Origin of the sequence: Phytohabitans rumicis (assembly GCF_011764445.1) — a bacterium.
Lineage (GTDB): Bacteria > Actinomycetota > Actinomycetes > Mycobacteriales > Micromonosporaceae > Phytohabitans > Phytohabitans rumicis.
In genome coordinates this window covers 4,223,298-4,246,947 of record NZ_BLPG01000001.1, presented here as the reverse complement: position 1 = coordinate 4,246,947, position 23,650 = coordinate 4,223,298, and the positions used below count along the sequence as shown (strand labels likewise).

General features: G+C 71.0%; 25 protein-coding genes and 1 pseudogene. 11 read left to right on the top strand and 15 right to left on the bottom strand.

The features are described from left to right. The first annotated feature begins 1 nt into the window (after position 1). The 7 genes from Prum_RS18820 to Prum_RS18790 all read left to right on the top strand — a co-directional run bounded on the left by Prum_RS18820 (position 2) and on the right by Prum_RS18790 (position 8,317). On the top strand, positions 2-874 hold the full coding sequence (locus Prum_RS18820) for a phytoene/squalene synthase family protein (protein WP_173077731.1): 873 nt from the start codon (positions 2-4) through the stop codon (positions 872-874). 37 nt (positions 875-911) lie between these two features. Continuing rightward, entirely contained in the window at positions 912-2,267 is a 1,356-nt protein-coding gene (locus Prum_RS18815; RefSeq protein ID WP_173077730.1) for a dihydrolipoyl dehydrogenase family protein, read from the top strand. Between the two features lie 38 nt (positions 2,268-2,305). Further along, positions 2,306-3,343 carry a LacI family DNA-binding transcriptional regulator gene (locus tag Prum_RS18810; RefSeq protein WP_173077729.1) on the top strand — a complete coding sequence of 346 codons (1,038 nt, stop codon included), beginning with the start codon at positions 2,306-2,308 and terminating at the stop codon, positions 3,341-3,343. Between the two features lie 253 nt (positions 3,344-3,596). Further along, on the top strand, positions 3,597-4,901 hold the full coding sequence (locus Prum_RS18805; RefSeq protein WP_173077728.1) for an ABC transporter substrate-binding protein: 1,305 nt from the start codon (positions 3,597-3,599) through the stop codon (positions 4,899-4,901). Continuing rightward, a complete protein-coding gene (locus Prum_RS18800; protein ID WP_173077727.1) occupies positions 4,902-5,852 on the top strand; it encodes a carbohydrate ABC transporter permease in 951 nt (316 codons plus the stop codon). Further along, positions 5,849-6,727 carry a carbohydrate ABC transporter permease gene (locus tag Prum_RS18795; protein ID WP_173077726.1) on the top strand — a complete coding sequence of 293 codons (879 nt, stop codon included), beginning with the start codon at positions 5,849-5,851 and terminating at the stop codon, positions 6,725-6,727. Before Prum_RS18800 ends, Prum_RS18795 begins: the two co-directional genes overlap by 4 nt. 9 nt (positions 6,728-6,736) lie before the next feature. Beyond that, positions 6,737-8,317 (top strand): glycoside hydrolase family 13 protein, encoded by a 1,581-nt coding sequence (locus Prum_RS18790; protein WP_173077725.1) that lies wholly within the window; start codon positions 6,737-6,739, stop codon positions 8,315-8,317. Here Prum_RS18790 and Prum_RS18785 read toward each other — a convergent pair. Beyond that, on the bottom strand, positions 8,303-9,205 hold the full coding sequence (locus Prum_RS18785; RefSeq protein WP_173077724.1) for an EamA family transporter: 903 nt from the start codon (positions 9,203-9,205) through the stop codon (positions 8,303-8,305). The two genes, Prum_RS18790 and Prum_RS18785, sit on opposite strands and share 15 nt — an antisense overlap. Before the next feature lie 126 nt (positions 9,206-9,331). Between Prum_RS18785 and Prum_RS18780 the strand changes: the two genes are divergently transcribed. Continuing rightward, complete coding sequence (locus tag Prum_RS18780) at positions 9,332-10,468, top strand: ScyD/ScyE family protein (protein WP_173077723.1); 1,137 nt, start codon at positions 9,332-9,334, stop codon at positions 10,466-10,468. Between the two features lie 285 nt (positions 10,469-10,753). Then, positions 10,754-11,458 (top strand): phosphatase PAP2 family protein, encoded by a 705-nt coding sequence (locus Prum_RS18775; RefSeq protein WP_218577290.1) that lies wholly within the window; start codon positions 10,754-10,756, stop codon positions 11,456-11,458. Here Prum_RS18775 and Prum_RS18770 read toward each other — a convergent pair. After that, the gene (locus Prum_RS18770; RefSeq protein WP_173077722.1) at positions 11,455-12,198 is read right to left on the bottom strand and encodes an SDR family oxidoreductase; all 744 of its coding nucleotides are present in this window, start codon (positions 12,196-12,198) and stop codon (positions 11,455-11,457) included. The genes Prum_RS18775 and Prum_RS18770 overlap by 4 nt on opposite strands. A gap of 83 nt (positions 12,199-12,281) precedes the next feature. Between Prum_RS18770 and sigJ the strand changes: the two genes are divergently transcribed. After that, complete coding sequence (gene sigJ, locus Prum_RS18765; RefSeq protein WP_173077721.1) at positions 12,282-13,139, top strand: RNA polymerase sigma factor SigJ; 858 nt, start codon at positions 12,282-12,284, stop codon at positions 13,137-13,139. 414 nt (positions 13,140-13,553) lie between these two features. Here the strand turns inward: sigJ and Prum_RS18760 are convergent, their stop codons facing one another. The 12 genes and pseudogenes from Prum_RS18760 to Prum_RS18700 form a co-directional block, all read right to left on the bottom strand. After that, the gene (locus tag Prum_RS18760) at positions 13,554-14,510 is read right to left on the bottom strand and encodes a LysM peptidoglycan-binding domain-containing protein (RefSeq protein WP_173077720.1); all 957 of its coding nucleotides are present in this window, start codon (positions 14,508-14,510) and stop codon (positions 13,554-13,556) included. Between the two features lie 15 nt (positions 14,511-14,525). Continuing rightward, positions 14,526-14,960, bottom strand: coding sequence for a pilus assembly protein TadG-related protein (locus Prum_RS18755; protein ID WP_173077719.1), 435 nt, complete (start codon positions 14,958-14,960; stop codon positions 14,526-14,528). Continuing rightward, positions 14,957-15,382 (bottom strand): TadE/TadG family type IV pilus assembly protein, encoded by a 426-nt coding sequence (locus Prum_RS18750; protein WP_173077718.1) that lies wholly within the window; start codon positions 15,380-15,382, stop codon positions 14,957-14,959. Before Prum_RS18750 ends, Prum_RS18755 begins: the two co-directional genes overlap by 4 nt. After that, complete coding sequence (locus tag Prum_RS18745) at positions 15,379-15,780, bottom strand: TadE/TadG family type IV pilus assembly protein (protein ID WP_173077717.1); 402 nt, start codon at positions 15,778-15,780, stop codon at positions 15,379-15,381. Before Prum_RS18745 ends, Prum_RS18750 begins: the two co-directional genes overlap by 4 nt. Further along, positions 15,777-15,971, bottom strand: coding sequence for a hypothetical protein (locus Prum_RS18740; RefSeq protein WP_173072750.1), 195 nt, complete (start codon positions 15,969-15,971; stop codon positions 15,777-15,779). The genes Prum_RS18745 and Prum_RS18740 overlap by 4 nt, the downstream gene beginning before the upstream one ends. An 11-nt stretch (positions 15,972-15,982) precedes the next feature. Further along, positions 15,983-16,843 carry a type II secretion system F family protein gene (locus tag Prum_RS18735; RefSeq protein ID WP_173083875.1) on the bottom strand — a complete coding sequence of 287 codons (861 nt, stop codon included), beginning with the start codon at positions 16,841-16,843 and terminating at the stop codon, positions 15,983-15,985. Next, positions 16,843-17,793, bottom strand: a complete 951-nt coding sequence (locus tag Prum_RS18730) for a type II secretion system F family protein (RefSeq protein ID WP_173083877.1) — start codon at positions 17,791-17,793, stop codon at positions 16,843-16,845. The genes Prum_RS18735 and Prum_RS18730 overlap by 1 nt, the downstream gene beginning before the upstream one ends. Beyond that, positions 17,751-19,282 (bottom strand): annotated as a pseudogene (locus Prum_RS18725) (TadA family conjugal transfer-associated ATPase). Before Prum_RS18725 ends, Prum_RS18730 begins: the two are co-directional and overlap by 43 nt. Then, the gene (locus Prum_RS18715; protein WP_173077715.1) at positions 19,272-20,075 is read right to left on the bottom strand and encodes a CpaE/TadZ family protein; all 804 of its coding nucleotides are present in this window, start codon (positions 20,073-20,075) and stop codon (positions 19,272-19,274) included. The pseudogene Prum_RS18725 and the gene Prum_RS18715 overlap by 11 nt, the downstream one beginning before the upstream one ends. A 2-nt stretch (positions 20,076-20,077) precedes the next feature. Next, positions 20,078-20,764, bottom strand: coding sequence for an SAF domain-containing protein (locus Prum_RS18710; RefSeq protein ID WP_173077714.1), 687 nt, complete (start codon positions 20,762-20,764; stop codon positions 20,078-20,080). Continuing rightward, positions 20,761-21,666 (bottom strand): hypothetical protein, encoded by a 906-nt coding sequence (locus Prum_RS18705; RefSeq protein WP_246277973.1) that lies wholly within the window; start codon positions 21,664-21,666, stop codon positions 20,761-20,763. The genes Prum_RS18710 and Prum_RS18705 overlap by 4 nt, the downstream gene beginning before the upstream one ends. Continuing rightward, positions 21,660-22,337 carry a hypothetical protein gene (locus Prum_RS18700; RefSeq protein ID WP_371871377.1) on the bottom strand — a complete coding sequence of 226 codons (678 nt, stop codon included), beginning with the start codon at positions 22,335-22,337 and terminating at the stop codon, positions 21,660-21,662. The genes Prum_RS18705 and Prum_RS18700 overlap by 7 nt, the downstream gene beginning before the upstream one ends. Before the next feature lie 77 nt (positions 22,338-22,414). Here Prum_RS18700 and Prum_RS18695 point away from each other — a divergent pair, with 77 nt between their 5' ends. After that, positions 22,415-23,086 carry a prepilin peptidase gene (locus Prum_RS18695; protein WP_173077712.1) on the top strand — a complete coding sequence of 224 codons (672 nt, stop codon included), beginning with the start codon at positions 22,415-22,417 and terminating at the stop codon, positions 23,084-23,086. 301 nt (positions 23,087-23,387) lie between these two features. Here Prum_RS18695 and Prum_RS18690 read toward each other — a convergent pair whose 3' ends face one another. Next, on the bottom strand, positions 23,388-23,645 hold the full coding sequence (locus Prum_RS18690; protein WP_173077711.1) for a helix-turn-helix transcriptional regulator: 258 nt from the start codon (positions 23,643-23,645) through the stop codon (positions 23,388-23,390). Positions 23,646-23,650: the final 5 nt, after the last annotated feature.

Below are 23,650 nucleotides of genomic sequence, written 5' to 3'. Positions count from 1 at the left end.
CGTGGACACCGACCTGGCGGCGGCCTACGAACGCTGCCGTGAACTGCACCGACGCCACGGTCGCACGTACTACCTGGCCACCCGCCTGCTGCCGCGGTGGAAGCGCCGGCACGTCCACGCTCTGTACGGATTCACCCGATATGCGGACGAGATCGTCGACCGCACCGACCGGTCGTTGCCCGCCGAGCGTGCCGAGCAGCTGCGGGCCTGGTCCGACCGCTTCCTCGCCGGCCTGGCCGGTGCTCCCGTCGATGACCCGCTGTTACCGGCGGTGCTGCACACGATCGCGGCGTTTGACCTCGACCGCGCCGACTTCGCCACCTTTCTGGGCAGCATGGCGATGGACCTCACCGTCACGTCGTACCCCACGTACACCGATCTGCTCGCCTACATGGACGGTTCGGCGGCGGCGATCGGCACGATGATGCTTCCCATTTTGGGAGCCGACGACCGCGCCGTCGCCCGCGAACCGGCCCGCCAGCTCGGCCTCGCCTTCCAACTCACCAACTTCATCCGCGACGTCGCCGAGGACCTCGGTCGTGGCCGCACGTACCTGCCCGACGAGGACATGGCGCGCTTCGGCCTCACCCGCGCCGATCTCATCGCCGCCGCCGTCCAGGGCGCGGCCACCGCGCCCATCCAAAAGCTCATCGAGTACGAGGTACGGCGTGCCCGGATGCACTACGCCGCGGCCGAGCCGGGGCTCGCCATGCTGGAACCCACGTCGCGGGCCTGCATCCGCACCGCGTTCCGGCTCTATCGGCGGATCCTCGACGAGATCGCGGCCGCCGACTTCGACGTCTTCGCGGGGCGCGCCGTCGTGCCGGGCTGGCGCAAAGCCGCCGTTCTGGCCGGGACGTTGGTCTTCGGCTGAGCTGCCGGCACGCCGCGGAAGTGGAATGCTTGGCGGCATGGCGGAGCAGGTGGACGTGATCGTGGTCGGGCTCGGCGTCGGCGGCGAGGAGGTCGGCGGCAAGCTCGCCGAGGCGGGTCTCGCGGTCGTCGGCATCGAGCACAACCTGGTCGGCGGCGAGTGCCCGTACTGGGGGTGCGTCCCGAGCAAAATGATGATCAGAGCGGCGAACGCCCTGGCCGAGGCCCGCCGCGTCGAGACGCTCGCCGGCCGGGCGGAGGTACGGCCGGACTGGACGCCGGTGGCCAAGCGGATCCGCGAAGAGGCCACCGACACCTGGGACGACAAGGTCGCCGTCGATCGGTTCACCGGCAAGGGCGGTCGCTTCGTACGCGGCTACGGCACGCTCGTCGGCCCGGGGCGTGTCGAGGTCGGCGGCGAGACCTTCGAGGCCCGGCGCGCCATCGTCATCGGCACGGGCACGTCGGCGAGCATCCCGCCGATCGAGGGCCTGGCCGGCACGCCGTACTGGACCAACCGGGAGGCGATCGAGGTCGAGGAGCTGCCCGCCTCCCTCGTGGTGCTCGGTGGCGGGGCGATCGGCCTGGAGTTGGCGCAGGTTTTCGCCCGGTTCGGCGTACGGGTGACGATCGTCGAGGCGCTGGACCGGATCCTCGCGGTAGAAGAGCCCGAGTCGTCGGAGCTGGCCGCCAAGGCGCTCACGGCGGACGGCATCGACATCCGCACGGGCGTCAAGGCCGAGCGGGTCACGTACGACGCCGGCGAGTTCACCGTGCACCTGTCCGGCGGCAAGAGCGCCAGCGGGGAAAAGCTGCTCGTCGCCACCGGCCGGCGGGCACAGCTCGGCGAGCTGGGGCTGGACACCGTCGGCCTCGACCCCAAGGCGCGCTGGCTGGAGGTCGACGACCGGATGCGCGCCGGCGACCGGATCTGGGCGGTGGGCGACGTGACCGGGCACGGCGCGTTCACCCATATGGCGATGTACCAGGCGGGGATCGCGGTCCGGGACATTCTCGGCCGGGAAGGCCCACCCGCCGACTACCGCGCGCTGCCGCGGGTGACGTTCACCGACCCGGAGATCGGCGCGGTAGGGCAGACCGAGCAGCAGGCCCGGGACGCCGGCGTCGACGTACGCATCGGCAGCACCCCGCTGCCCAGCTCGGCGCGCGGTTGGATCCACAAGGTCGGCAACGACGGGTTCATCAAGCTCGTCGCCGACGCCCGGCGAGGCGTGCTGGTGGGCGCGACGTCGGCCGGGCCCGCGGGCGGAGAGGTGCTGAGCGCGCTGTCCGTCGCCGTACACGGCGAGGTGCCGATCGAGCGGCTCCGCCACATGATCTACGCGTACCCGACGTTCCACCGCGCGATCGAAGCCGCCCTCGCCGACCTCTAGGGTCGGGTTTTTGCAGGATGCTGTCGTAGGATTTCAGGGTGACACGACGGCTTACTGAGGTCGCCAAGAAGGCGGGGGTCAGCGAGGCGACCGTCAGCCGGGTGCTGAACGGTCGCGAGGGCGTGTCCGAGGCCACCCGCGCCGCGGTGCTGACCGCGCTCGACGTACTCGGCTATGAGCGCCCGTCGAAGCTGCGGGGCGAGCGGGCGCGACTGGTCGGCCTCGTGCTCCCCGAGCTGCAGAACCCGATCTTTCCGGCGCTCGCCGAAGCGGTCACCGGTGCGCTGGTGCAGCGCAGCCTCTCCCCGATCCTGTGCGCCCGTACGATCGGCGGCGTCTCCGAGGTCGACTTCATCGACATGCTGCTGGAGCACCAGGTCTCCGGGGTGATCTTCGCGGGTGGCAACTACGCGATGGCCGACTCCACCCAGGATCACTACCGCATGCTGCGCGAGCGGCGGCTCCCCGTGGTGCTGGTGAACGCGGGCGTGGCCGGCCTGGGCTTTCCGAGCGTGTCGACGGACGACGCGGTGGCGGTGGAGCAGGCGTACGCCCATCTGGCCTCGCTCGGGCACACCCGGTTGGGCGCGCTGCTCGGGCCGGAAGACCACGTGCCGTCGCGCCGCAAGCTCGACGCGTTCGAGGCCGCCGCCAAGGCGAGCCCGGGGGTGACCGCCGAGGTCGAGCGGACGAGCTTCTCCATGGAGGGCGCCCGAGCTGCTGCCACGCGGCTGGCCGAGCGCGGGGTGACCGGCATCCTCTGTGCCAGCGACGTGCTGGCGCTGGGCGCGATCCGGGCCGTACGCCGGCTCGGCAGGCGGGTGCCGGAGGACGTGTCGGTCATCGGGTTCGACGACTCGGCGTTCATGACCTGCACCGATCCGCCGCTGACCACCGTGCGCCAGCCGATCGAGGCGATGGGCCAGTCGGTGGTCGACCTGCTGGTCCAGCAGATGGAGGGGGTCGGCGTACCCCCGGACGAGTTGCTCTTCGAGCCTGAGCTCGTCGTCCGCGGCTCCACCGCCCCCGCCCCCGCTAGTCCCAAGTCCCGCGCGCGGTCGTCAAGATCGCGTTGATCAGGGACCTTCTCCCTCGCCACGCCGCAACACGCCCGAGCCGTTCCCTGATCACCGGGGAGGGGCGGCGCGCGCGTGTGCGGGGAGACGGAGGTCGGGTTTTTGCGGGATGGAGTCCAGTTCTTGCGTTCACGGGGCCGGGTTCGTATCGTCATCGGCACGAAACATGGCAGGCACGCTCTTAGGAGTTCTCCATGATGAGATCTAGGCTGCGCGGGGCTCTCTCGGTGCTGCTGGTCGCGGGGTGGCGGGCATGGCCACCGGCTGCGGTGACGACGATGGCAGCGGCGACAAGTCCAGCGCGGACGGCAAGGTCACGATCACCGTCAACGGTCTGCCCCCGGCCACCGAGACGGCCAACCACCAGCGGTTCCTCGACAATGTCGCGGAGTTCGAGCGGCAGAATCCCAACATCGACATCGACGCCCGCGAGGGCAAGATGGATCCGCAGACGTTCGCCGCCAAGCTCGCCGGCGGCCAGCTCGAAGACGTCTTCTACGTCTACTTCACCGACCCGGCCAACCTGATCGCCAAGCGGCAGGTCGCCGACATCACGGCGTACACCAAGGACTTTCCGGTTGTGAGTCAGGTGCGGCCGGAGATCCTTAAGGTTTTTTCGGGCAACGATGGCAAGGTCTACGGCCTGCCGTACAAAAATTACTCGTTGGGCCTGCTCTACAACCGGACGCTCTTCACCAAGGCCGGCCTGGACCCCAATAGCCCGCCGAAGACCTGGGCCGAGGTCCGCGAGGCCGCGAAGAAGATCACCGCATTGGGCGACGGCCACATCGGGTACGGCGATTACAGCAAGTCCAACACGGGCGGCTGGCACTTCACCGCGGAGCTGTACTCGGTCGGCGGCGACGTGGCGGTCAAGGACGGCGACACCTGGAAGGCCGCGTTCAACAACGACCAGGGCAAGCAGGTCCTCCAGCAGCTCAAGGACATGCGCTGGACCGACAACTCGATGGGCAGCCGGCAGCTGCTGGAGTGGGCCGACCTGCTGCAGCTGATGGGCTCCGGCAAGCTCGGCATGTACGTCGCCACCGCCGACAACATCCCGACGATCGTCAACCAGTACAAGGGCACCTTCGCGGACTACGGCCTGGGCCCGATCCCGGACGGCAAGGGCACGCTGGGCGGCGGCGAGGGCTACATGTTCAACGCGAAGGCCAGCCCCGAGAAGATCCGCGCCGGGCTGAAGTGGCTCACGTTCTGGTTCACCAGCGCGGACCGGTACGAGGCGGAAAACAAGTGGTCGGCGGAGAACAAGCTGCCGGTCGGCCTGCCCGAGCCGCAGATCTTCACCGGCGCGGCGGCCGACACCCAGGCCGCGGCCGACAAGAAGTACGCCAACGTGCCGCAGGAGAACTACGCGCCGTTCGTCAGCGCGGCCGCGAGCATCCCGGTCAAGCTGGAGCCGCCGAACGCCCAGCAGGTGTACGCGGTGCTCGACGTCGCGATGCAGAAGGTGCTGACCGACAAGAACGCCAACGTCGACCAGCTCCTCGCCGACGCGGAGAAGCAGGTCAACACCATCCTCGCGACCGTCAAGTAGATGGCCGTCAGCACTACGGCGAAGCCGGGTGTGGCGCGGGCAGGGCGCCCGCACCACGCCCGGCCGGTCCGGACCGGAAGGCGCGGCCGCAAGGTCAAGGACAATCTGCTCGCGTACGCCTTCATGGCGGCCGGCATCGCGTGCTTCGCGCTCTTCTCGTGGTATCCGCTGGTGCGTGGCGTCATCCTCAGCTTCCAGCAGGTCAACTTCGTCACCGACCCGTACTGGGTGGGGCTGGACAACTTCCGGGCGCTCTTCGACGACCCGCTCTTCTGGACGGCCTGGAAGAACACGCTCGTCTTCACCGGTCTGGCGCTGATTTTCGGGTACGCCGTGCCGCTCGGCATCGCCGTGTTGCTCAACGAGCTGCGGCACTTCAAGGCGTACTTCCGGGTGGCCGTGTACTTGCCGGTGATGCTGCCGCCGATCGTCGTCGTGCTGCTGTGGAAGTACTTCTACGATCCGGGCAACGGGCTTTTCAACACCCTCCTGCGCGGCGCGCACCTGCCCGAGTCACAGTGGACCCAGTCCGGCAGCACCGCGATGATCTCGCTGGTCCTGGTGTCGACCTGGGCCAACCTCGGCGGCGCCACGCTGATGTACCTGGCCGCGCTGCAGGGCATCCCGGGCGAGCTGTACGAGGCCGCCGAGCTGGACGGCGCCAGCGTGTGGCAGCGGCTGCGGCACGTGACGCTTCCGCAGCTGCGCTTCATCATGCTGGTCCTGCTGCTCATTCAGATCATCGCGACCATGCAGGTCTTCATCGAGCCGTACCAGCTGACCGGCACCACCAACCCGGACACCATCACCGTGATGGTGCTCATCTACCGGTACGCCTTCACCGTCAACCACGACTTCGGGTTGGCGGCGGCGATGAGCGTGCTGCTCTTCGTGGTGCTGGCCATCTTCTCCGCCATCTACCTGCGCCTGACCCGGGGAGGCGAGCGGTGACCCGTACCCTCATCTCGGACGCCGAGCTGCGCCGGCCGCGTACCCGCGCCGCCTATTTCGCGGTGCTCGCGCTCGTGACCGTCCTCTTCGGACTCGTTTTCTTCTTCCCGCTCTACTGGATGGCGTCGAGCGCGCTGAAGACACCGTCGGAGTTCGCGCTCTCCCCGCCCACGTTCATCCCCGAGTCGTTCGAGCCCGGCAACTACGCCGACGCGTGGAGCGAGATGCGGATCGCCCGCTACTTCGCCAACACCGCCTTCTACGCGCTGGGCGGCTGGCTGGTCCAGCTCGTGGTCGACGTGGCCGTGGCGTACGCGCTGTCGAAGCTCCGCCCGGTCTTCGGCCGGCTGGTCCTCGGGCTGATGCTGGCCAGCCTCATGCTGCCGGCGGCGGCGCTGCTCGTGCCGGCGTACCTGACGGTCAGCGACGTGCCGATCGTCGGGGTCAACCTGCTCAACACCCCGTGGGCGCTGTGGCTGCCGGCGGCCGCGAACGCATTCAACATCTACGTGCTCAAGCGCTTCTTCGACCAGATCCCGGACGACCTGCTCGACTCGGCCAGCATCGACGGCGCGGGCCGGCTGCGCATCCTCTGGAGCGTGGTGCTGCCGCTGTCCCGGCCGGTGCTCGGCGTCGTCTCGATCTTCGCGATCATCGGCATCTGGAAGGACTTCCTCTGGCCGCTGCTGGTCCTGCAGGACCCGGAGAAGCAGACGCTGAGCGTGGCGCTGAGCCGCCTGTCCAACACGAGTCAGGTGCCGCCCACCGAGATGATGGCCGGTCTGGTGATCGCCAGCATCCCGATGATCGTCATCTTCCTGATCTTCCAGCGGAGCATCGTCGGCGGGCTGTCCGCCGGGGCAATGAAGGGTTGAGGGGAACGAATGTCCACAGCAGACAACTGGTGGCGAGGCGCCGTCATCTACCAGGTCTACCCGCGCAGCTTCGCCGATGGTAACGGCGACGGCATCGGTGACCTGTCCGGCGTACGGGCGCGCCTTCCCCACCTGGTCGAGCTCGGCGTGGACGCGGTCTGGCTGAGCCCGTGGTATCCCTCGCCGATGGCCGACGCCGGGTACGACGTCGCCGACTTCCGCGACATCGACCCGGTGTTCGGCACGCTCGCCGACGCGGAGGCGCTGATCGAAGAGGCGCACGCGGCGGGGATCCGGGTCATCATCGACCTCGTCCCGAACCACTGCTCCACCGAGCACTCGTGGTTCCGGGCCGCGCTGGCCGGCGGCGAGGAGCGGGAACGCTTCTGGTTTCGGCCCGGCCGTGGCCCGGACGGCGCGGAGCCACCCACCGACCTGCGCTCCATCTTCGGCGGCCCGGCCTGGACGAGGGTCGACGATGGACAGTGGTATCTGCACCTGTTCGCGCCGGAGCAGCCGGACTTCAACTGGGACCATCCGGCGGTGCGCGCGGAGTTCGAGGACATCCTGCGGTTCTGGCTGGACCGGGGCGTGGACGGCATCCGCATCGACTCCGCGGCCGTACCGGTGAAGGATCCGGTGCTGGACGGGCCCGACGCGTACACGGATCAGGACGGCGTGCACGAGATCTACCGGGCGTGGCGCCGGATCTCCGACGGCTACCCGGGGCAGCGGATCCTGATCGGCGAGGTGTGGCTGCCCGACCGGCAGCGGTTCGCCAACTATCTGCGCGCCGACGAGCTGCACACCGCCTTCAACTTCGACTTCCTGTGCTGCCCGTGGGAGGCGGCCGCGCTGCGGGACTGCGTCGACGAGACGCTGCGCGCGCACGCACCCGTCGGCGCACCGGCCACCTGGGTACTGTCCAATCACGACGTCACCCGGCACGTGACCCGGTACGGGCGGACGGACAGCTCGTTCAGCTTCGCCGGCAAGCGCGAGGGCATCGAGGCCGACCTGGAGTTGGGCGGCGTACGGGCCCGGGCGGCCGCGCTGCTCACCCTCGCGCTGCCCGGCGCCGCGTACGTCTACCAGGGCGAGGAACTGGGCCTGTGGGAGGTCGAGGACATCCCCTACGAGCTGCGGCAGGACCCGATGTGGCATCGCTCCGGCCACACCGACCCCGGCCGGGACGGCTGCCGGGTGCCGCTGCCGTGGTCCGGGATGGAGCCGCCATTCGGGTTCAGCCCAGTGGGCGCTTCGGCGGCACCGTGGTTGCCGCAACCACCCGACTGGAAGGATCGGACCGTCCAGGCTCAGTCGGGTGACCCGTACTCCATGTTGGAGCTTTATCGCGCGGCCGTGCGGATCCGGCGGGCTGAGCCGGCGCTCGGCGATGGTGACATGCGGTGGTTGCCCGCGCCCGACGGCGTGTTGTCCTTCGCGCGCGAGCCCGGCTTCGGCTGCGTGCTGAACCTGTCGGCGGCGGCCGTGCCGCTGCCGGCGCACGACGCGGTGCTGCTGGCGAGCGGACCGCTGGACGGCGGGGTCCTGCCGCCCGACACGGCGGCGTGGCTACGGATTTCGTGACCAGCGGGTCGCCCCGAGCGAGGCACCGACGACACAGGCGATGCCCAGCAGCTGCGGCCAGGCCAGCCACTCTCCCAAGAGGACGGTGCCGACGAGCGCGGCCACGGCTGGTTCCAGGCTCAGCAGTACGGCGAACACCCGCGCCGGCATGCGGCGCAGGGCGGCCATCTCGGCGGAGTACGGGAGCACCGACGACAGCAGCGCGATGCCGAGGCCCAGCACGAGCGTCCAGGTCTGCACCAGTTCGGGCCCGCTCGTGGCGACGCCCAGCGGCAGTACGGCGATGGCGCCCACCGCCATGCCGAGCGCGAGCCCGCGCCCACCCGGGGCGCGGGCGCTGACCGCCGAGCCGAGCACGACATAGCCGGCCCAACACAACCCGCAGGCGGTGCACAGCAACAGGCCGATCGGATCCACTGTGGAGCCACCAAGCCCGGCGAGCAGCACCACGCCGGCGGCGGCGAGCACGGCCCACGCGGCGTCGCGCAGCCGGCGGCTGGCCGCGAGCGACACGACGAGCGGGCCGGCGAAGCTGATGGTGACCGCCACGCCCAGGGGCACCCGCTGGATGGCGGCGTAGAAGGCGAGGTTCATGCCGGCCATGCCGAGGCCGAAGGCCGCCACGATGCCGGCGGTGCGCCAGCCGAGCCGCAGCGTAGGGCGGGCGAGCGCGAGCAGGACCAGCGCGCCGAAGCCGAGCCGCAGCAGGGTCGTCCCGCCGGCGCTGGCGGTGCCGAAGAGCTGCTTGGCGACAGCCGCGCCGACCTGGGTGGACACCATGCCGAGCAGCATGAGCAGCGGCGGCGGCACGGCGTCGGGGCCGGCCAGCGCGCGGAGCCGGGCGGCTGCGGCCGGCGGCTCGTACGAACGGGCGGCGTGGGCGTACATCCGACGATGATCTCCGTGGTGCGCCTGGCCGCACCAGCGGATTTTCGATTCTGGCGTTTTCCCCCCATCAGGGCGTTCAGGGAAGCATGATTCCTCTTGTTCGGTTACACGAGGAACGGGGGATTCATGAGTCTTCGTCGCATTGTCCCTGTCGGCTTCTTGGCCGCGGCGCTGGTGGTGGTCGGCGCGCCCGCCGCGTCGGCGACCACTGGCGCCGAGGGCAAGCCTTCGGTCACCGTCATCGCCAAGAGGCTGGACAACCCGCGCGGCATCGCGGTGGGCTGGCACGGCCAGCTGTACGTCGCCGAGGCCGGCAAGGGCGGCGCCGGGCCGTGCGTCTCGTCCCCGGAGGACCCCGAGGCGCAGGTGTGCCTGGGCCTGAGCGGCGCCGTGACGGCGCTGTCCCCGCACCACCGCGGGAAGTGGAAGCAGAAGCGGGTCGTCAAGGGCCTGCCGTCGGTGGCCGAGACGGACGGATCGTTCGCCCTGGGCCTGCACGACATCGCGCCCGTGCACCCCGGCTTCCTGCTCGGCACGATCGGTCTCGGCGGGACCCCGGAGGTGCGGGCCAGCCTCGGTCCGAACGCGCGCCTGCTGGGCCATCTGGTGGGCATGCGGCTCAAGCGGCACGGCAGCGACGTCAAGCCGATCGCCGACCTGGCGGCGTACGAGGCGGCCAACAACCCGGTCGGCGAGATCGACTCGAACCCGTACGGCCTGCTCGCCACCCCCTTCGGCGCCTACGCGACCGACGCGGGCGGCAACGACCTGCTGCGGGTGGACAAGCGCGGCAACATCTCCACGGTCGCGATCTTCCCGGACCGGCCCGTCACGGTTCCCAACCTGCCGCCGGACTTCCCGATGCAGGCGGTGCCGACCACGGTGACACGCGGCCCGGACGGCGCCCTGTACGTCGGCCAGCTCACCGGCTTCCCGTTCCCCGTGGGCGCGGCGAACGTGTACCGGATCGTGCCGGGTCAGCAGCCGGAGGTGTTCCTGAGCGGTTTCACGAACATCATCGACATCGCCTTCGACCGCTGGGGCCGCCTGCTCGTCCTGCAGATCACCAAGAACGGCATCACGTCGGGTGACCCCACCGGTGCGCTCATCCGGGTCGACCTGAAGAGCGGCCAGCGGACCGAACTTGCCGCCGGCAAGCTGACGTTCCCCGGCGGCGTCGCGATCGGGCACGACGGCTCGATCTACGTGACGAACAAGTCGGTGCTGCCGGGTGCCGGCGAGGTGCTGCGCATCCGCGCCTGACATATCGCATATAGGTGGAGGCGTCCTGCAAGGGGTTGCGGGACGCCTCCATCATGATTTGGATCAACACTTGTGCGTCGAGTCACACGGCTGAGTGCTGTTCTGGTATAGAGATTTCATTTAGCGTTGAATTGCAGTAAACCGTGGATGAAATCTCGGTGGGGGACGGCGATGGCAGTCACGGATCAGATCTCGCGGCCGGCCGCGGGCCCTCAGCATGCACCTGAGGCGCCCAGGCCGAGCCGCTTTAAAGCGGCGCACCTGCGCGAGCTCATCATCGAGGTGTTGTTGATCGCCTCGATGATGATCGTCTACCGGGGTGTGCGCCACCTCGCCGACGGTCAACTCAGTCTCGCATTTAGCCATGCGAACTGGGTGTGGGAGGTCGAACGGGCACTACGCCTGCCCAATGAGGCAGCGATTCAGGACTGGGCGTTGTCCTGGCCATCCACCGCTCGGCTGGCCAACCTGTACTACGTCGGCGTGCACTTTCCCGGCACTCTCGTCGCGATGGTCTGGCTGTGGATCCGGCACCGGCCCGAGTACCTGCGGATGCGCACCGAACTGTTCGTCCTGACCGGCGCTGCTCTCGTCCTCCACGTGCTCTTTCCGCTGGCGCCCCCGCGGCTGGTGACCGGCTTCGGGATGGTCGACACGATGATCCTCACCGGGCCCTCGGCGTACCCGGACAACACCACCACGGGCGTGGCCAACCAGTTCGCCGCGATGCCCTCGCTGCACGTCGGCTGGGCACTGCTGGTGGCGGTGGCGCTCATCCGGGTCACCACCAGCCGGTGGCGCTGGCTCGCCCTGCTGCACCCGATCCTGACGATCAGCGTCGTCGTGATCACGGCCAACCACTACTGGCTGGACGGGATCGTCGCCGCCGTGCTGCTCCTCGCCGCGATGCGCCTGGTAGGCGCGAGATCGAGGTACACCTCGCGCGTACCAGGTCAGCCGCTGCCGGGCTTCTCCCGCGTCCTGCTCTAGCCCGCCAGCCACTGCTCGAACGTCGGGCCCGCGAGCCGGGCGCCGGCGCCCGGCAGGAGCGCGCCGTTCGCCTGCGGCTCGCTGTCCGGGTTTGCCGGGTCGCGCACGCCCTCGACCTTCAGCCCGTCCTGGCGCCGGGCCACGAGCAGGGTCGCCATGTCGACCAGGTTCTCCTCGCGCGGACCGGCCACCTCGGTGAGCGGCGCCGCCTCGGCGGCCGTGGCCAACTCGCCCGCCGCCTCGGCGACGGTGCGGGCGGCCACCAACTGCGTGCGCATCACGGGTACGTAGGCCACGTCGCCTTGGCGGCCCCAGTCCACGAGCTGCGCGACGAACTCGTGGAACTGGGCCGCCCGCAGGATCCGCACCGGGATGGGGCCGGCCAGCATCGCCTCCTCGTGGGCGAGCTTCGCCGCGGTGTAGCCCACCCGCGGCAGGCGTTCGAGCCCGATGATGGACACCACCACGATCCGCTGGACGCCGGCCCGCGCGCCGTACTCCTGCAGGTTGCGGGTCGCGGTGGTGAAGAACTCCGTGGCCGCCCGCTCCTCGGGCGACGGGCCGGTGGCCGCGTCGACGACGCACTCCACGCCGGCCAGGGCCGCCGCCAGACCTTCGCCGGTGATGATGTCCACACCGGTGGTACGCGACATCGGGACCACGTCGTGCCCGGCCTCGCTGAGTACGTCGACGACGTGCCGGCCAACGCGTCCGGTCGCTCCGGCTACCGCGATCTTCATGACTGCTCCTCTTTGTCCTCTGTCACACCCGACTGGGTTCGCTTCGTCAGTGCTATGACGGAAGGCGAGCGAAGGATGTGACCGTGGACGAGTACGACTGGTTGGTCGAGCGGTTCGAGACCCACCGACCCCACCTGAAGGCCGTTGCGTACCGGATGCTCGGCTCGCTCAGCGAGGCCGACGACGCGGTGCAGGAGGCGTGGCTGCGGCTCAGCCGCTCAAACACCACCGACGTGCTGAACCTGGGCGGCTGGCTGACCACTGTGGTCGGGCGGGTGTGCCTGGACATGCTCCGCACGCGTACGGCCCGCCGCGAAGTGTCGATGGCGGAGCACCTGCCCGACCCGATCGTGAGCCCGGCGGACGGGATCGACCCGGAGCAGGAGGCGCTCCTCGCCGACTCGGTCGGGCTGGCGATGCTGGTGGTGCTGGACTCGCTGGCGCCGGCCGAACGGCTCGCCTTCGTGCTGCACGACACGTTCGCGGTGCCGTTCGAGGAGATCGCCACCATCGTGGGGCGTTCGCCCGCCGCCGCCCGGCAGTTGGCGAGCCGTGCCCGCCGGCGCGTACAGGGGGCCGCGGCACCGCCCGACCCTGATGTGCACCGGCAGCGCGAGGTGGTGGACGCGTTTCTCGCGGCGGCCCGGGGCGGCGACTTCGAGGCGCTGGTGGCCGTGCTCGACCCCGACGTGGTGCTCCGCGCCGACCGGGGCGCCGTGGCCGGGCTGTCGAAGCTGCACGGCGCGGCGGCCGTGGCGGAGCAGGCGCTCACGTTCGCCCGATTCGCCTACTCGCCGCAGCCGGTGCTGGTGAACGGGGCGGCCGGCGTCCTCAACACGGCCGACGGAAAGCCGGTGGCGCTCATGACGTTCACGATCCGCGACGGCAAGATCGCGGAGATCGACATCATCGCCGACCCGGAGCGGCTGGCCCAGCTGTGAGCAGCGCCCGGCGTTTTTGCGCCCGGCGTTTTTGCGTCGATCAAGGGCATACGGCCGTGGTTGGATCTCCGATCCGCGACCTTTCGCCCTTGATCGACGGGGATTTCCTTGATCGACGATCGGCCGGCATTGAGTGGCGACCTGGGTCAAGGCAAGAGCCCGCGACCTGCGCCGGGAGCGCCATGCGGCGTCCTCTCTGCCGGTGATCGTCTCCGCCCGGTGATCAGGGAGTAGCTCTGGCGTGTCCTCGGCGCGCCCCGGAGCGTGTCCCTGATCACCGCGATCATGGAAAGCCGCCCCGGGCATCCACACCTGCGCCGATCAAGGACTTCGACGTCGATCAAGGGCAAACGGTCGTGGATTAGAGATCAAACCACGACCGTTTGCCCTTGATCGGCGTAAAGAGAGAGGGGGTTAGCGGGGGCGGCGGGCGGCGCGGCGCTTGTCGCGTATGCCCAGCAGCACGCCGATCTGGGCGCCCACCAGGCTGGCCGCGGTGAGCACGGCGGACACGGCCAAGGGCAGGTTGAGGCCCTGCTTCTGGTCGGGCCGGGTCGCCGAGGCGCCAGTCCCGCCGCTCACCGACTCCTCCTGCACCGTCGGCGGTGGCGGAACGTAGGGGACCTCGGGCTCCTCCTCGACAACCGGCGTCGGCGGGGCCTCGGTACGCGGGGGCGATGCCGGGCGTTCCGTCGCCGGCGGGGGCGCGGACACCAAGCCGGTGGCGTGGGAGCGTACGCCGCTGTCGGACGCACCATCGGGCAGGTGCAGCATCTGTCCGGGCCGGATCACGTCCGCATCGCGGATCTTGTTGAGCTTGGCCAGCTCCGGATAGCGGTCGAACTCGCCCAGGTAGCGGTCGGCGATGTGGCCCAGGTAGTCGCCCCTCTCCACGCGGTAGACGGGCACGCCGGGATCGTCCCGCACCGCGGATGAGGCGACGAGCGGCGCGGGCGCGTATGCGGGCGCCGCCACCACGGCGGGCGCCGGAGCCAACGTCGTGGCCGAGGCCATCGCCGGGCTCGCCCCGATGATCAGGGCCACCCCGCCCACCAGCGCCGCCGCCATCCGCTGCTGCCGCCGCATGCCCGGCAGCCGGGGTACGGGGATGCGCAGTGCCCGCGCCGGGATCTCCACGAGTACGGACAGCGCGAACGTCGCCCAGCCCAGCCACCCGACCACGGCCAGCGTGCGGAGGAAGAGCTGCCCGTCGTCGGGCTTGGTCAGTGCGTCGCCGATCTCGGCGAGCGCGGGCACGTGGTCCGGCAGCGGGTTGCCGGCGAAGACGGCCAGCGCGAGGGGTGCGCCGGCCAAGAGTCCAATGAGGATGACGAGCGACCCCAGCCCGGCGATGATCTGCCGCAGACGCATGGCGCCGCCTCCTTCCTATCCGTCCGGGGTGGTGAGAAGCACAGCCGTGGCCGTACCGGTCACCGTGGTGGTGTCCGAGAAGCCGAAGACGTCGAGAAACTTGTTGTCGTACGTGACGATGACCTGCACCTGGATGAGCGGTTCGCCGTTGGGGCCGGTGGAGAACGTCGGCGGCGGCCCGCTCACGCCGGCGGCCGTCCGGTACGCGTCGACCGCGGCGACCGCCTCGGCCTCGTTGATCTCGGTGGGACCGCCCTCGATGGCTTGCGCCCGGTCGATCGACTGGCCGCCCGCCCGAGCGGCCTCGGCGGCCAGGTTGTGCGCGCGCTGCAACGCGCCGAGGTGCCCCGCGCCGTCGTACGCCAGGCCGATGATGATCAGCATGCCGCCGAGGGCCACGGCCAGGAAGATGCTGACCCGGCCGCGGTCGTCACCCAGGCGCGCCCTCATCCGCGGCTCCGGTACCGGTCCAGCGGCGAGACGTACGTCGCCTGCACGGTCTTGCTGCCGGGCACCCCGGGCATGGCGAGGTCGGCGAGCGACACGTCGCAGGTCACCGTCGCGGTGACGGTGGCCGGCTCGCCCAGGTCGGCGGCGAACCCGGACGTGTTCACCTCCACGACGAGGCTGTTGCCGCAGTCGAGCCCCTGCTCGGCGAGGGTGGCGTTGGCCGCCGCCTCGCCCTGCACCTCGGCGGTGGCGGCCGTACGCGCCAGCGACGCGGTCCGGGCGGCCTCGTGTGCGGCCAGGTCGACGGCGTTCTGCGCGATGGCGGTGCGCCCGGCCACCGCGGCGAGCACGACAAGCAGCAGGAACGCCGGTGCGAGCACCGCGATCTCCACCGAAACCGAGCCAGCGTCCCGCTTCGTCATGGTTCCTCCGGGACGAAGCGCTCGACCGGCCCCTGGGCCGTCTGGCTGACCGACCAGCTGACGCCCGGGATGACGGACACCACGTTGCCGGTCACCGTCGCGCTGACCTGCTCGTCGTCGCGGGTGACCTGCACGTCCCAGCCGACCAACCAGCCGCCGGTGTCGGCGATGAAGCTGCTGGCCTGCTCTTCGCCCGCGCCGGTGGAGGCGCCGTTGAGGGTACGGGTGGAGCTGACCGCCACCTGGGCCGCGTTGAGCGCCACCGCCCTGGCCAGGAACCAGGCACCGACCTGGATGGACGCGAACGTCAAGATCAGGATCGCCGGAAACGCGACGGCCAGCTCGACCGGGGTGGCACCCCGGTCGGACCGCAGTCGTGCGAACCAGCGACGGATCACGGTGCGATCTTGGCCATCCAGCCGTTGGCCAGCGTGGTGGCGGCGAGGACCACGGCCCCGGCCGCCGCCGCGAGCCCGGCGATGATGATGGCGGTCGGCACCGGGCTGTCGCCCCGGTCCCGCTCGCCGGCGGTACGCAGGTGGTCGATCCGCGTTTTGAGGTACGTGTGCACGTAGTAGACGGGGGTCATGGCGGTTCCCTTCAGATTCGGGCCAGGAACGGGTAGAGGACGAAGCCGACGAGGACGAACACCAGCAGCGCGCCCGGCACGTCGAGCCGGCTGGTGATCGCTTCGGCCCGGGCCAGGTTGTCGGTCCGGATCTGGTCGCGCAGCGAGTCGGCGCGTACCCGCAGCGTCTCGTGCACCTGTGCACCCTCGGTGCCGGACGCCTGCACGATCGCGCCGACGTCGCCCAGCTCGGGTACGCCGATCTTGTCGGCGAGCATGCGCAGCTCGTCCCAGGGCGACTGCATCTGCATCTGGGCCATCCGCAGCGACTCGCGGAGCCGTTGGAATACCCAGCCGTCGCACACCTCGGCGGCGCGTTCGAGCGACTGCACCGGCCCGTGAGCCGCGGAGAGCTGGAGCGCCACCAGGTCGAGGTAGGTGCAGACCGCCTGGGTGAACTCCCGCCGGGCCGCCTTCGCCTTGCTCAGCACGTCGGCGTGCGCCACCACCGCGAACACCACAGCGAGCCCGAGCCCGGCCGCGGTCGGGACGACAAACGGCAGCGACATGCCGACGGTCGCCGCGGCGAGCGTCAGCATGGCCGGGATGGCGAGGCCGATCAACCCGGACAGGATCAGCGACAACGTGTACTGCTCGGGCGTCTTGCCGAGCAGCGCCAGCTCCTTGGTCGGCGGCCGGACCCACCGGGACAGCCCGGTCAGCCAGTCCAACTGCCGGCTCGCGCGCACCGGGGCGAGCGTGGTCGGGTGCAGCCGGTTGAGCGCCGGGCCGAGCGCCGGCGTCGCGGGCAGCAGCTCCCGTACCGCCAGGAAGATGCCCAACCCGACCGCCGATCCGGCCACGACGGCGATGACGAGCAGCGGGTTGACGATCATGAGACCACCTCCCGGCGTTCGTCGGGGATGGCCAGGAAGCGGACCGGCGGCGGAGGCATGCTCATCGTCCGGGTCCAGGCGAGCAGCGCGACGAAGGTGCTGCCGAGGACAATCAGCACGATCTGGCCGGTCGCGGTGCCGTACGGCTCCATGTACTGCGGGTTCAGCAGGCCGTACCCGAGGGTCAGGAGCGTCATCCCGGTGAGGAAGCGGACCGCGAACCTCGGCTGGGTCCGCTTGGCCTCGACCTCGCGCCGCGTCGCGACCTCGGCCGCCGCGGCGGTCGCGATCGAGGAGAGTACGTCGCCGAGCCGCTCACCGCGGTCGCTGAGGTGCAGGATCAGCGCGGCCACCACCTGGTCGCACATCGGGTCGCCGAGCTGGCCCGCGAACGACAGCAGCGCGTCCTTGGCGCTCCAGCCGGCCTGCAGGCGCGCGGCGAGCAGGCTGACCTCGTCGGCGATCTCCTCGGGCGCGGTGGAGACCGTCGCGATGATGGCCTGTTGCAGGCCCTGGCCGGTGCTGGAGACGTCGCGCAGCCGGCGGGTCCACTCGCCCACCGCCTCGATGCGGGCGATGGCGCGCTGCTCCGCCCGGCCGACGCTGAGCAGCCACGGCGCGCCCGGCACGGCGACGCCCACCAGCAGGCCGATCATCGGCAGGCCGGTGACCAGCCAGGCCAGCGCCCCGGCCGCGATCGCCGCGATCAGCACGGTCCGGTGCCGGCGGCGTTCGCCTGCGGTGACCCCGGAGCCGTTCCACAGCCGGTCCAGGCGGCGGCTCGTCGGCGACGGCGGCCGGTCCGGCCGCCGCGTGCCGATCAGGGAGACCACCGCGAGGATCAGGCCGCCGACGCACGCGGCGCCGGACAGGACCGCGACCAGCTCGATGTTGGCGGGTACGGTCACGACCGCCTCCGCAGCTGGCTCCTTCGCGGGCGCCGCCAGGCCCCGGTCTTGGCCTCGATGTACCGGCTGAGCATCCGCGCGTCATAACCCACCCGCAACAGCTCGTCGCGGACGCGTTCGGGCAGATGCATGGGTACGGCGCGGCCGTCCGCGCCCGGTCCGAAAACGGTCGTGGTGGAGATCCGGGCACCGTCGCCGACCCCGATGATCTCCTCGACGTGCGAGACGAAGCGGTGCTTGCGCCCGCCGATCGCGGTCTCGTCCTCCACCGTCACGTACACGATGAGGTCCAGCGCGTTGCCGGCCATCCGGCGGGCCTGCTCGACGCTCATCTCCCGGCCGTGCGAGAGGGCCAGCTCGATGATGCGATCGCTCACGCTGCCCGGCGAACGGGCGTGGATCGTGCACATCGACCCGCGGCTCGTGGTCATCGCCTGGAGCATCGGCACGATCTCCCGGGACCGGACCTCGCCGACGATGATCCGCAGCGCGCCCATCCGCAACGACACCGGGATCAGGTCGGCGATCGCCACCTCGCCGGCCGGGCGGCCGTCGGCACCGCGCTCGCCGTGCCCCTCCCGGGACTCGAAGCTCATCACGGCCCGGTGCCGCTGGCTGCGCCGCGCCGGGAGCAGCTCGCGGCTCTCCTCCAGCAGCACGTACGGCTCGTCGGCCGGGATCTCGTTCATCAGGGCCCGGATCACGGTGGTCTTACCCGCGCCGGCCAGCCCGGCCACCATGATGTTCAGCCCGGCGCGCAGCGCGGCGCGCAGGAAGTCGCGGATCAGTGTGTCCATCATCTCGTCGAGGTCCGGCCGGCCGCCGGCGATGTCGTCGAGCGAGATGTCGAGCGTGTTGTGCTTGCGGATCACCGCGTACGGGCGGTGGCTGACCAGGTAGACGGCGGCGAGCCGGCTGCCGTCCGGGAGCTGTAGGTCGAGCGTGGGCTTCGAGGTCGACAGCGAGCGCTCGGTGGCGCCGGCCCGGCGGGCGGCCGCCTGAAGGATCTCCACCAGCTCCTCGTCGCTGTCGGCGATCGGCTGCGCCCACTCGATACCGCCGCCGTGCCGGGTGATGCGCACGTGGTCGCAGCCGAGGATGTGCACCTCTTCGATCGTCTCGTCGACCAGCAGGGTCTGTAGCCGGCCCAGCCCTACCAGCTCGGCGGTGACCTGGTCGAGCAGCATCCGCTCCTCGACCGCCTGCATCGGCGTGCCACTGCGGCGCACCGTGTCGGCGTACTCGGAGACGACCGCGACCGCGAGGCGTACCCGCTCGACGTCTTCCTCGTCGGGCGTGAACTCCCGCCCGCGCTGCCACTGCGTCAGCCGCTCGGTGAGCTGCCGGCGCAGCTCGCGTACGACGGCGAAGTCGGCCTGCCGCTGGGCCGGCGGCGGGGGACGGCCGGCGGCGCGGCGGGCAGGGCGGCGTGACGGCCGTTGGTGATCTGCGGCGGGACCGGCGGCGCCGTGGAGGTCGCCGCCGGCTGGCGTACGCGGGGGTCGTGGGTGACCGGCTCAAATCGCATTCGGCGCCTCCGCGAGCGCTGGACGCCAGCCCAACCGGGCGCGCCGGCGGTCGAGGATGGCGGTGATCGGGACCTCCAGCGCGTTGGCGGCGCGCATGAGCGGGCGGGCCGCCTTGACCGTGCCGCCGAGGGTCAGCACCTCTGCCGTACGCGGGTCGTCCGGCATCCGCGCGATGACCGGCAGCTCCAGCGCCTTGCTGATTTCGCCGCGCCCGTGGCCGTCGCCGACCAGCAGCAGCCGCACCGACCCCGGCACCACCCGGTGCTCGCGGAAGTCGCGCTGGATCGCGGCGACCGTGGCCCGCGCGCTCGACAGGTCGGGCAGGTGGGCCCGGGTCACGACCAGGACCACGGCGGCCGCGCGCAGTACCGGCCACGGCGGGTTGGCCACCTGCAGCCGTCCACAGTCGACGATCACGTCGTACGCGGGCTCGCCCTTTTCCAGCCCGACGAAGAAGTCGGCGAACCGTTGCCACAGCGGGCTGACGCTGCCGGCCTGGGCCGGGTCGACGATGCCCGGCAGCAGCAGCCGCTCCCGGCGGGGCGCGTCGAGGTCGATGAGCTGTGACCAGAAGTCCTTGTCCAACCGGCCGTCGCGCAGCTCGGCGACGGCCAGCTCGCCGAGGCCGCGTGGACCGGGCACCCCGCCACCCAGGTAGCCCGCCATGACCGAACCGCCCGCGGGGTCGCACTCGGCGAGCACGAGCCGCCGGTGCCAGGACAGCGCGCAGGCCAGCGCCGTCGTTGTCACCCCGGGTGATCCCTTCGGCGAGACCAGCGCGACGATCGCCATGGTCAGGCAGCCCCGGTGAGGATGACGGCCAAGCGGTTCTGCGCGGCCAGGGTCACCACCGCCGGTGCGTCGCGGTTGGCCAGGGCCAGGTAGACGACGATCGTGTTGCGGTCGGGGCCCTTCTCGTCCGGCTCGGCCCAGTCGACCACGACGGCGTCGTACCGGGTGGTCTGGGCCGGGCGGTCGTCGCCGGTCACCGAGCTGTTCTGCGGCGGCGTGCTGACCAGGAGCACCTTGTCACCGGGTTTGAGCTTCTTCGCCGGCACCTGGTTGGGCTTCAGGCCGATCGCCACCTGCTGCTGGCCGGGGCCGAGCAGCGGCTTGTCGGTGAGCTGGTCCATCGTCAAGAGCGTGCCCGGGACCAGCGTCACCGCCGCCCGCTTGCCGATCACCTTGTCGATGTCGCCCGCCGACACCGGCGACAGCCCGACCCCGCCGGCCACCTGTACGGAGCGCAGGTCGTCGGCGGTCAGCGCGGTGCCGACCGACACGTCACGCGAGACGGCGAGGTACGTGCCGGTGGCGCGTACCGAGGTCACGGCGAACGCCGCGCCCAGCCCGCCCAGCGCGATCAGCAGGACGGCGAGCCCGAGCAGCCCGGGGCGCATGCGCCGCTGGCGTACGACCCGGGGCGGCTCGACGGGTGCGTCGACGGGACCCGCCACGCGGTGGTTGGCTGCCACGCTCATTCGGTCACCACCTGGAGCTCGTTGATCCGTACGGCCACCTCGGCCTCGCGGATCTGCGGCTCGATCGTGCCGCTCTCGCCGCCGCTGCTCTCCCAGGTCACCGTCCACGTGGTGGTGGCGGTAATGGTGAACTTCTGGCCCGGCTGCTGGCGGCTGGACTTGGTGAAGACGTGACCGCAGTCCGGCGACGGCCCGGTCGCACCCTTGGGGTACGGCGTGCCGCCGCTCGGGCAGTCGATCGGAGGACTGCCGTCACCCAGGTCGAACCTCAGGTTGGTGACCGTTGCCGTGATGTCCACCTGTAGACCCGCTTCCTCCGCCGAGTTGGAGATCGGTCCCCAAGTCTCGGGAGCCCTGTTGGCCCAGAGCCACACCGGGAGTCCGACAAGTCCGGCGCCGTTCGGGTCCGGTTTGATCTGAAGGTCGGGCTTGCGAAGTGTGACCGCGGCGAGTGCGCGGCGGGCGAGCGTCTCCGGGTCCGGCGGTGCGGCACCGACCGGCGGGTCGTCGAACCAGTCCGGCTCCAGCGTCCCGGCCAGGCAGGTCGGCGTCCACCAGGCCCCGTCCTCGCTGGCGCCCGGCGGGGGCGGCAGTTGCGGCTCGGTGAGGCGGTAGTAGCACTCGTCGGACTGGTTGAACCAGCCGAAGACGGGGTCGTAGCAGGCGATCGGCTCGCCGCCCCGGGTGCACTCCCGCTCGCCGCCACCGCCGCCGTTGTCGTCGCCGCCACCGCCGCCGTTGTCGCCGCCATCGCCCGGGTCATCGTCGATGATGTGGCAGCTGTCCTGGCCCGGCGGGCACTCGCCGATCGGCGGGTCGGCGACCGCCGCGGTCGGCGCGGCGAGGACGACGAGAGCGGCGGCGAGGGCTAGGACACGCCCTAGGAGCCGGCGGGTCAGCATGGCTGGTCCTGGTGCGTCGCGCCGTCGCTGATCAGCCATCTGCCGTCGGGATAGCGGGTCGCGACCGCGGTCGCGACGTATCGGCCACCGGCGGCACCGGGCACGGGCTTTTTACTGTCGGCGTAGACCATTTTGTATCCCGTGGAGTCGAGACAGTCCTGAATGGACACCGTCGGCGGGTCGGCGGTCAGGTCGAGCGTGCTGACGCGCGGATCGGACACGAGCTTTCCCGTACGCATCGCGCCGTGGCTGTCCAGGTCGCGCACGGCGTCGCGGACCCGGGTGAGCAACGGATCGGCCAGATACTTCGGCAGGTCGGGATGCGCGGGATCGGGGTCGGCCGACGCCGTGCGCGAGGCGGCCAGATAGCCGGTGTACGCGGCGAGTGCGGCCTTCGACGCGGCCGCTTCATCCTGATCGGGGGAGGCGGCTGGAGCCGGTGCGGCGGGGGGCGTTGCCTTGCTGGACGAGGAACAGGCGGTGGCGTGGCCGGCTATCAGCAGCGCGACAAGGACCGCCGAGGCTCGGCCCAGGTGCTGTGCGGGCAACAGAAAACCCTCCCCCTTGCTTGCGTCCGGCGCCTCCAGCCGGTCATAGGCCCGTTTCCCCCCAGGCGATGTGGTGTATGTGATGGATGAGTCAGGTGGTGCACCATCCCAGATGGGCAGCATAGGCTCAGTCGGGCCGATGCAACAGAGGCAATCCAAACGATCACGGTCGGTAATGATCATTGGTGGGAGGGTGCCACGTGGGCGTCACACTGCGTGTCGTGGGCGCGGTCGTGCTGGGCGTCCTCCTCGGCCCGGTGTTGCGCGCGCAAATCCACCGGTACGCCGTGCCCGTGGGCGAGCCGTGGCGCGATGCGTCCAGGGCTTGGTCGTTTCGCACCGGCCCTCGGCTCGGCGTCGTGGAGGCCGTCGCGGCGGCGGTGCTCGCTCTCGTCGCCTGGCGCGTCCCGGAGCCGCTCGTGCTGCTCGCCGTGGCCTGGGTCGCGGTCTTCGGGGTGGTGCTGGCGTTCGTCGACCTCGCGGTGCACCGCCTGCCCGACCGGCTCACCCTTACCGCGTTCGGTGGCGGTCTTGTCCTGTTTGGACTGTCCGCTGTGGTCGATGGCGAGTACGGCCCGCTCTGGTCCGCGGTGGTCTGCGCCCTTGCCGTGTCGGCGTTCTATCTGATCCTGGCGGTGGCCTCACCCGCCGGCATGGGCCTCGGCGACGTCAAGGCGGCACTCAGCGTCGGCTTGGTCGCCGGCTGGTTCGGCTTGGGCGTCGCGCTCGCCGCCGCCGTCGCGGGCTTCCTCCTCGCCGGCCTGTACGCAGCCGCCCTGCTCGTGCTGCGCAAGGCCGGCCGCAAGGACCACATCGCCCACGGCCCCTTCCTCCTCCTCGGCGCCCTGATCGCCCTAACCGTCGCCGCGTGACCCGCCCCGCCCCCGCCCGCCGCTCCCGCGCGCCGCGGCCTCTCGCCGCGGCCTCCCGGGCCGCGCCGATCAAGGACTTTTCCGCCGATCAAGGGCGAACGGCCGTGCTTTGATCTCCGATCCACGACCATTTGCCCTTGATCGACGCGGAAGTCCTTGATCGGCGAGGAAGTCCTTGATCGGCGCGGCGCGGGAGGGCGCGGCCCGGGAGGCCGCAGCGGGAGGCCGCGGCCCGGGAGGCCGCAGCGGGAGGCCGCGGCCCGGGAGGCTGCGGCGGGAGGGAGCAGCGAGGGGGTGGGGGCTATGCGGAGCGTTGGGCGTCGGCGGGTGTTTGGGCGGTGCCGATTCGCGGGAACGGGTCGATGGAGAAGATCACCTCGACCGGTACCTCGAAGTACTGCGAGATGCGCAGCGCGAGGTGCAAGCTCGGGCTGAACTCGCCGCGTTCCAGGTAGCCGACCGTCTGGTAGTGGACCCCGAGCGCGTCGGCGAGCTGCCGCCGCGAGATGCCCCGCTCGGCGCGCAGCATGGCGATGCGGTTGTAGATGACCTCGCTCATCCGCT

Excerpts from the sequence above, each read along its gene's own strand:
- Prum_RS18815 (WP_173077730.1), top strand. The coding sequence starts at position 912 with ATGGCGGAGCAGGTGGACGTGATCGTGGTCGGGCTCGGCGTCGGCGGC.
- Prum_RS18805 (WP_173077728.1), top strand. The coding sequence starts at position 3,597 with ATGGCCACCGGCTGCGGTGACGACGATGGCAGCGGCGACAAGTCCAGC.
- Prum_RS18800 (WP_173077727.1), top strand. The coding sequence starts at position 4,902 with ATGGCCGTCAGCACTACGGCGAAGCCGGGTGTGGCGCGGGCAGGGCGC.
- Prum_RS18790 (WP_173077725.1), top strand. The coding sequence starts at position 6,737 with ATGTCCACAGCAGACAACTGGTGGCGAGGCGCCGTCATCTACCAGGTC.
- Prum_RS18785 (WP_173077724.1), bottom strand. The coding sequence starts at position 9,205 with ATGTACGCCCACGCCGCCCGTTCGTACGAGCCGCCGGCCGCAGCCGCC.
- Prum_RS18780 (WP_173077723.1), top strand. The coding sequence starts at position 9,332 with ATGAGTCTTCGTCGCATTGTCCCTGTCGGCTTCTTGGCCGCGGCGCTG.
- Prum_RS18770 (WP_173077722.1), bottom strand. The coding sequence starts at position 12,198 with ATGAAGATCGCGGTAGCCGGAGCGACCGGACGCGTTGGCCGGCACGTC.
- Prum_RS18760 (WP_173077720.1), bottom strand. The coding sequence starts at position 14,510 with ATGCGTCTGCGGCAGATCATCGCCGGGCTGGGGTCGCTCGTCATCCTC.
- Prum_RS18755 (WP_173077719.1), bottom strand. The coding sequence starts at position 14,960 with ATGAGGGCGCGCCTGGGTGACGACCGCGGCCGGGTCAGCATCTTCCTG.
- Prum_RS18750 (WP_173077718.1), bottom strand. The coding sequence starts at position 15,382 with ATGACGAAGCGGGACGCTGGCTCGGTTTCGGTGGAGATCGCGGTGCTC.
- Prum_RS18740 (WP_173072750.1), bottom strand. The coding sequence starts at position 15,971 with ATGACCCCCGTCTACTACGTGCACACGTACCTCAAAACGCGGATCGAC.
- Prum_RS18715 (WP_173077715.1), bottom strand. The coding sequence starts at position 20,075 with ATGGCGATCGTCGCGCTGGTCTCGCCGAAGGGATCACCCGGGGTGACA.
- Prum_RS18710 (WP_173077714.1), bottom strand. The coding sequence starts at position 20,764 with ATGAGCGTGGCAGCCAACCACCGCGTGGCGGGTCCCGTCGACGCACCC.
- Prum_RS18705 (WP_246277973.1), bottom strand. The coding sequence starts at position 21,666 with ATGCTGACCCGCCGGCTCCTAGGGCGTGTCCTAGCCCTCGCCGCCGCT.
- Prum_RS18700 (WP_371871377.1), bottom strand. The coding sequence starts at position 22,337 with ATGCTGCCCATCTGGGATGGTGCACCACCTGACTCATCCATCACATAC.
- Prum_RS18690 (WP_173077711.1), bottom strand. The coding sequence starts at position 23,645 with ATGAGCGAGGTCATCTACAACCGCATCGCCATGCTGCGCGCCGAGCGG.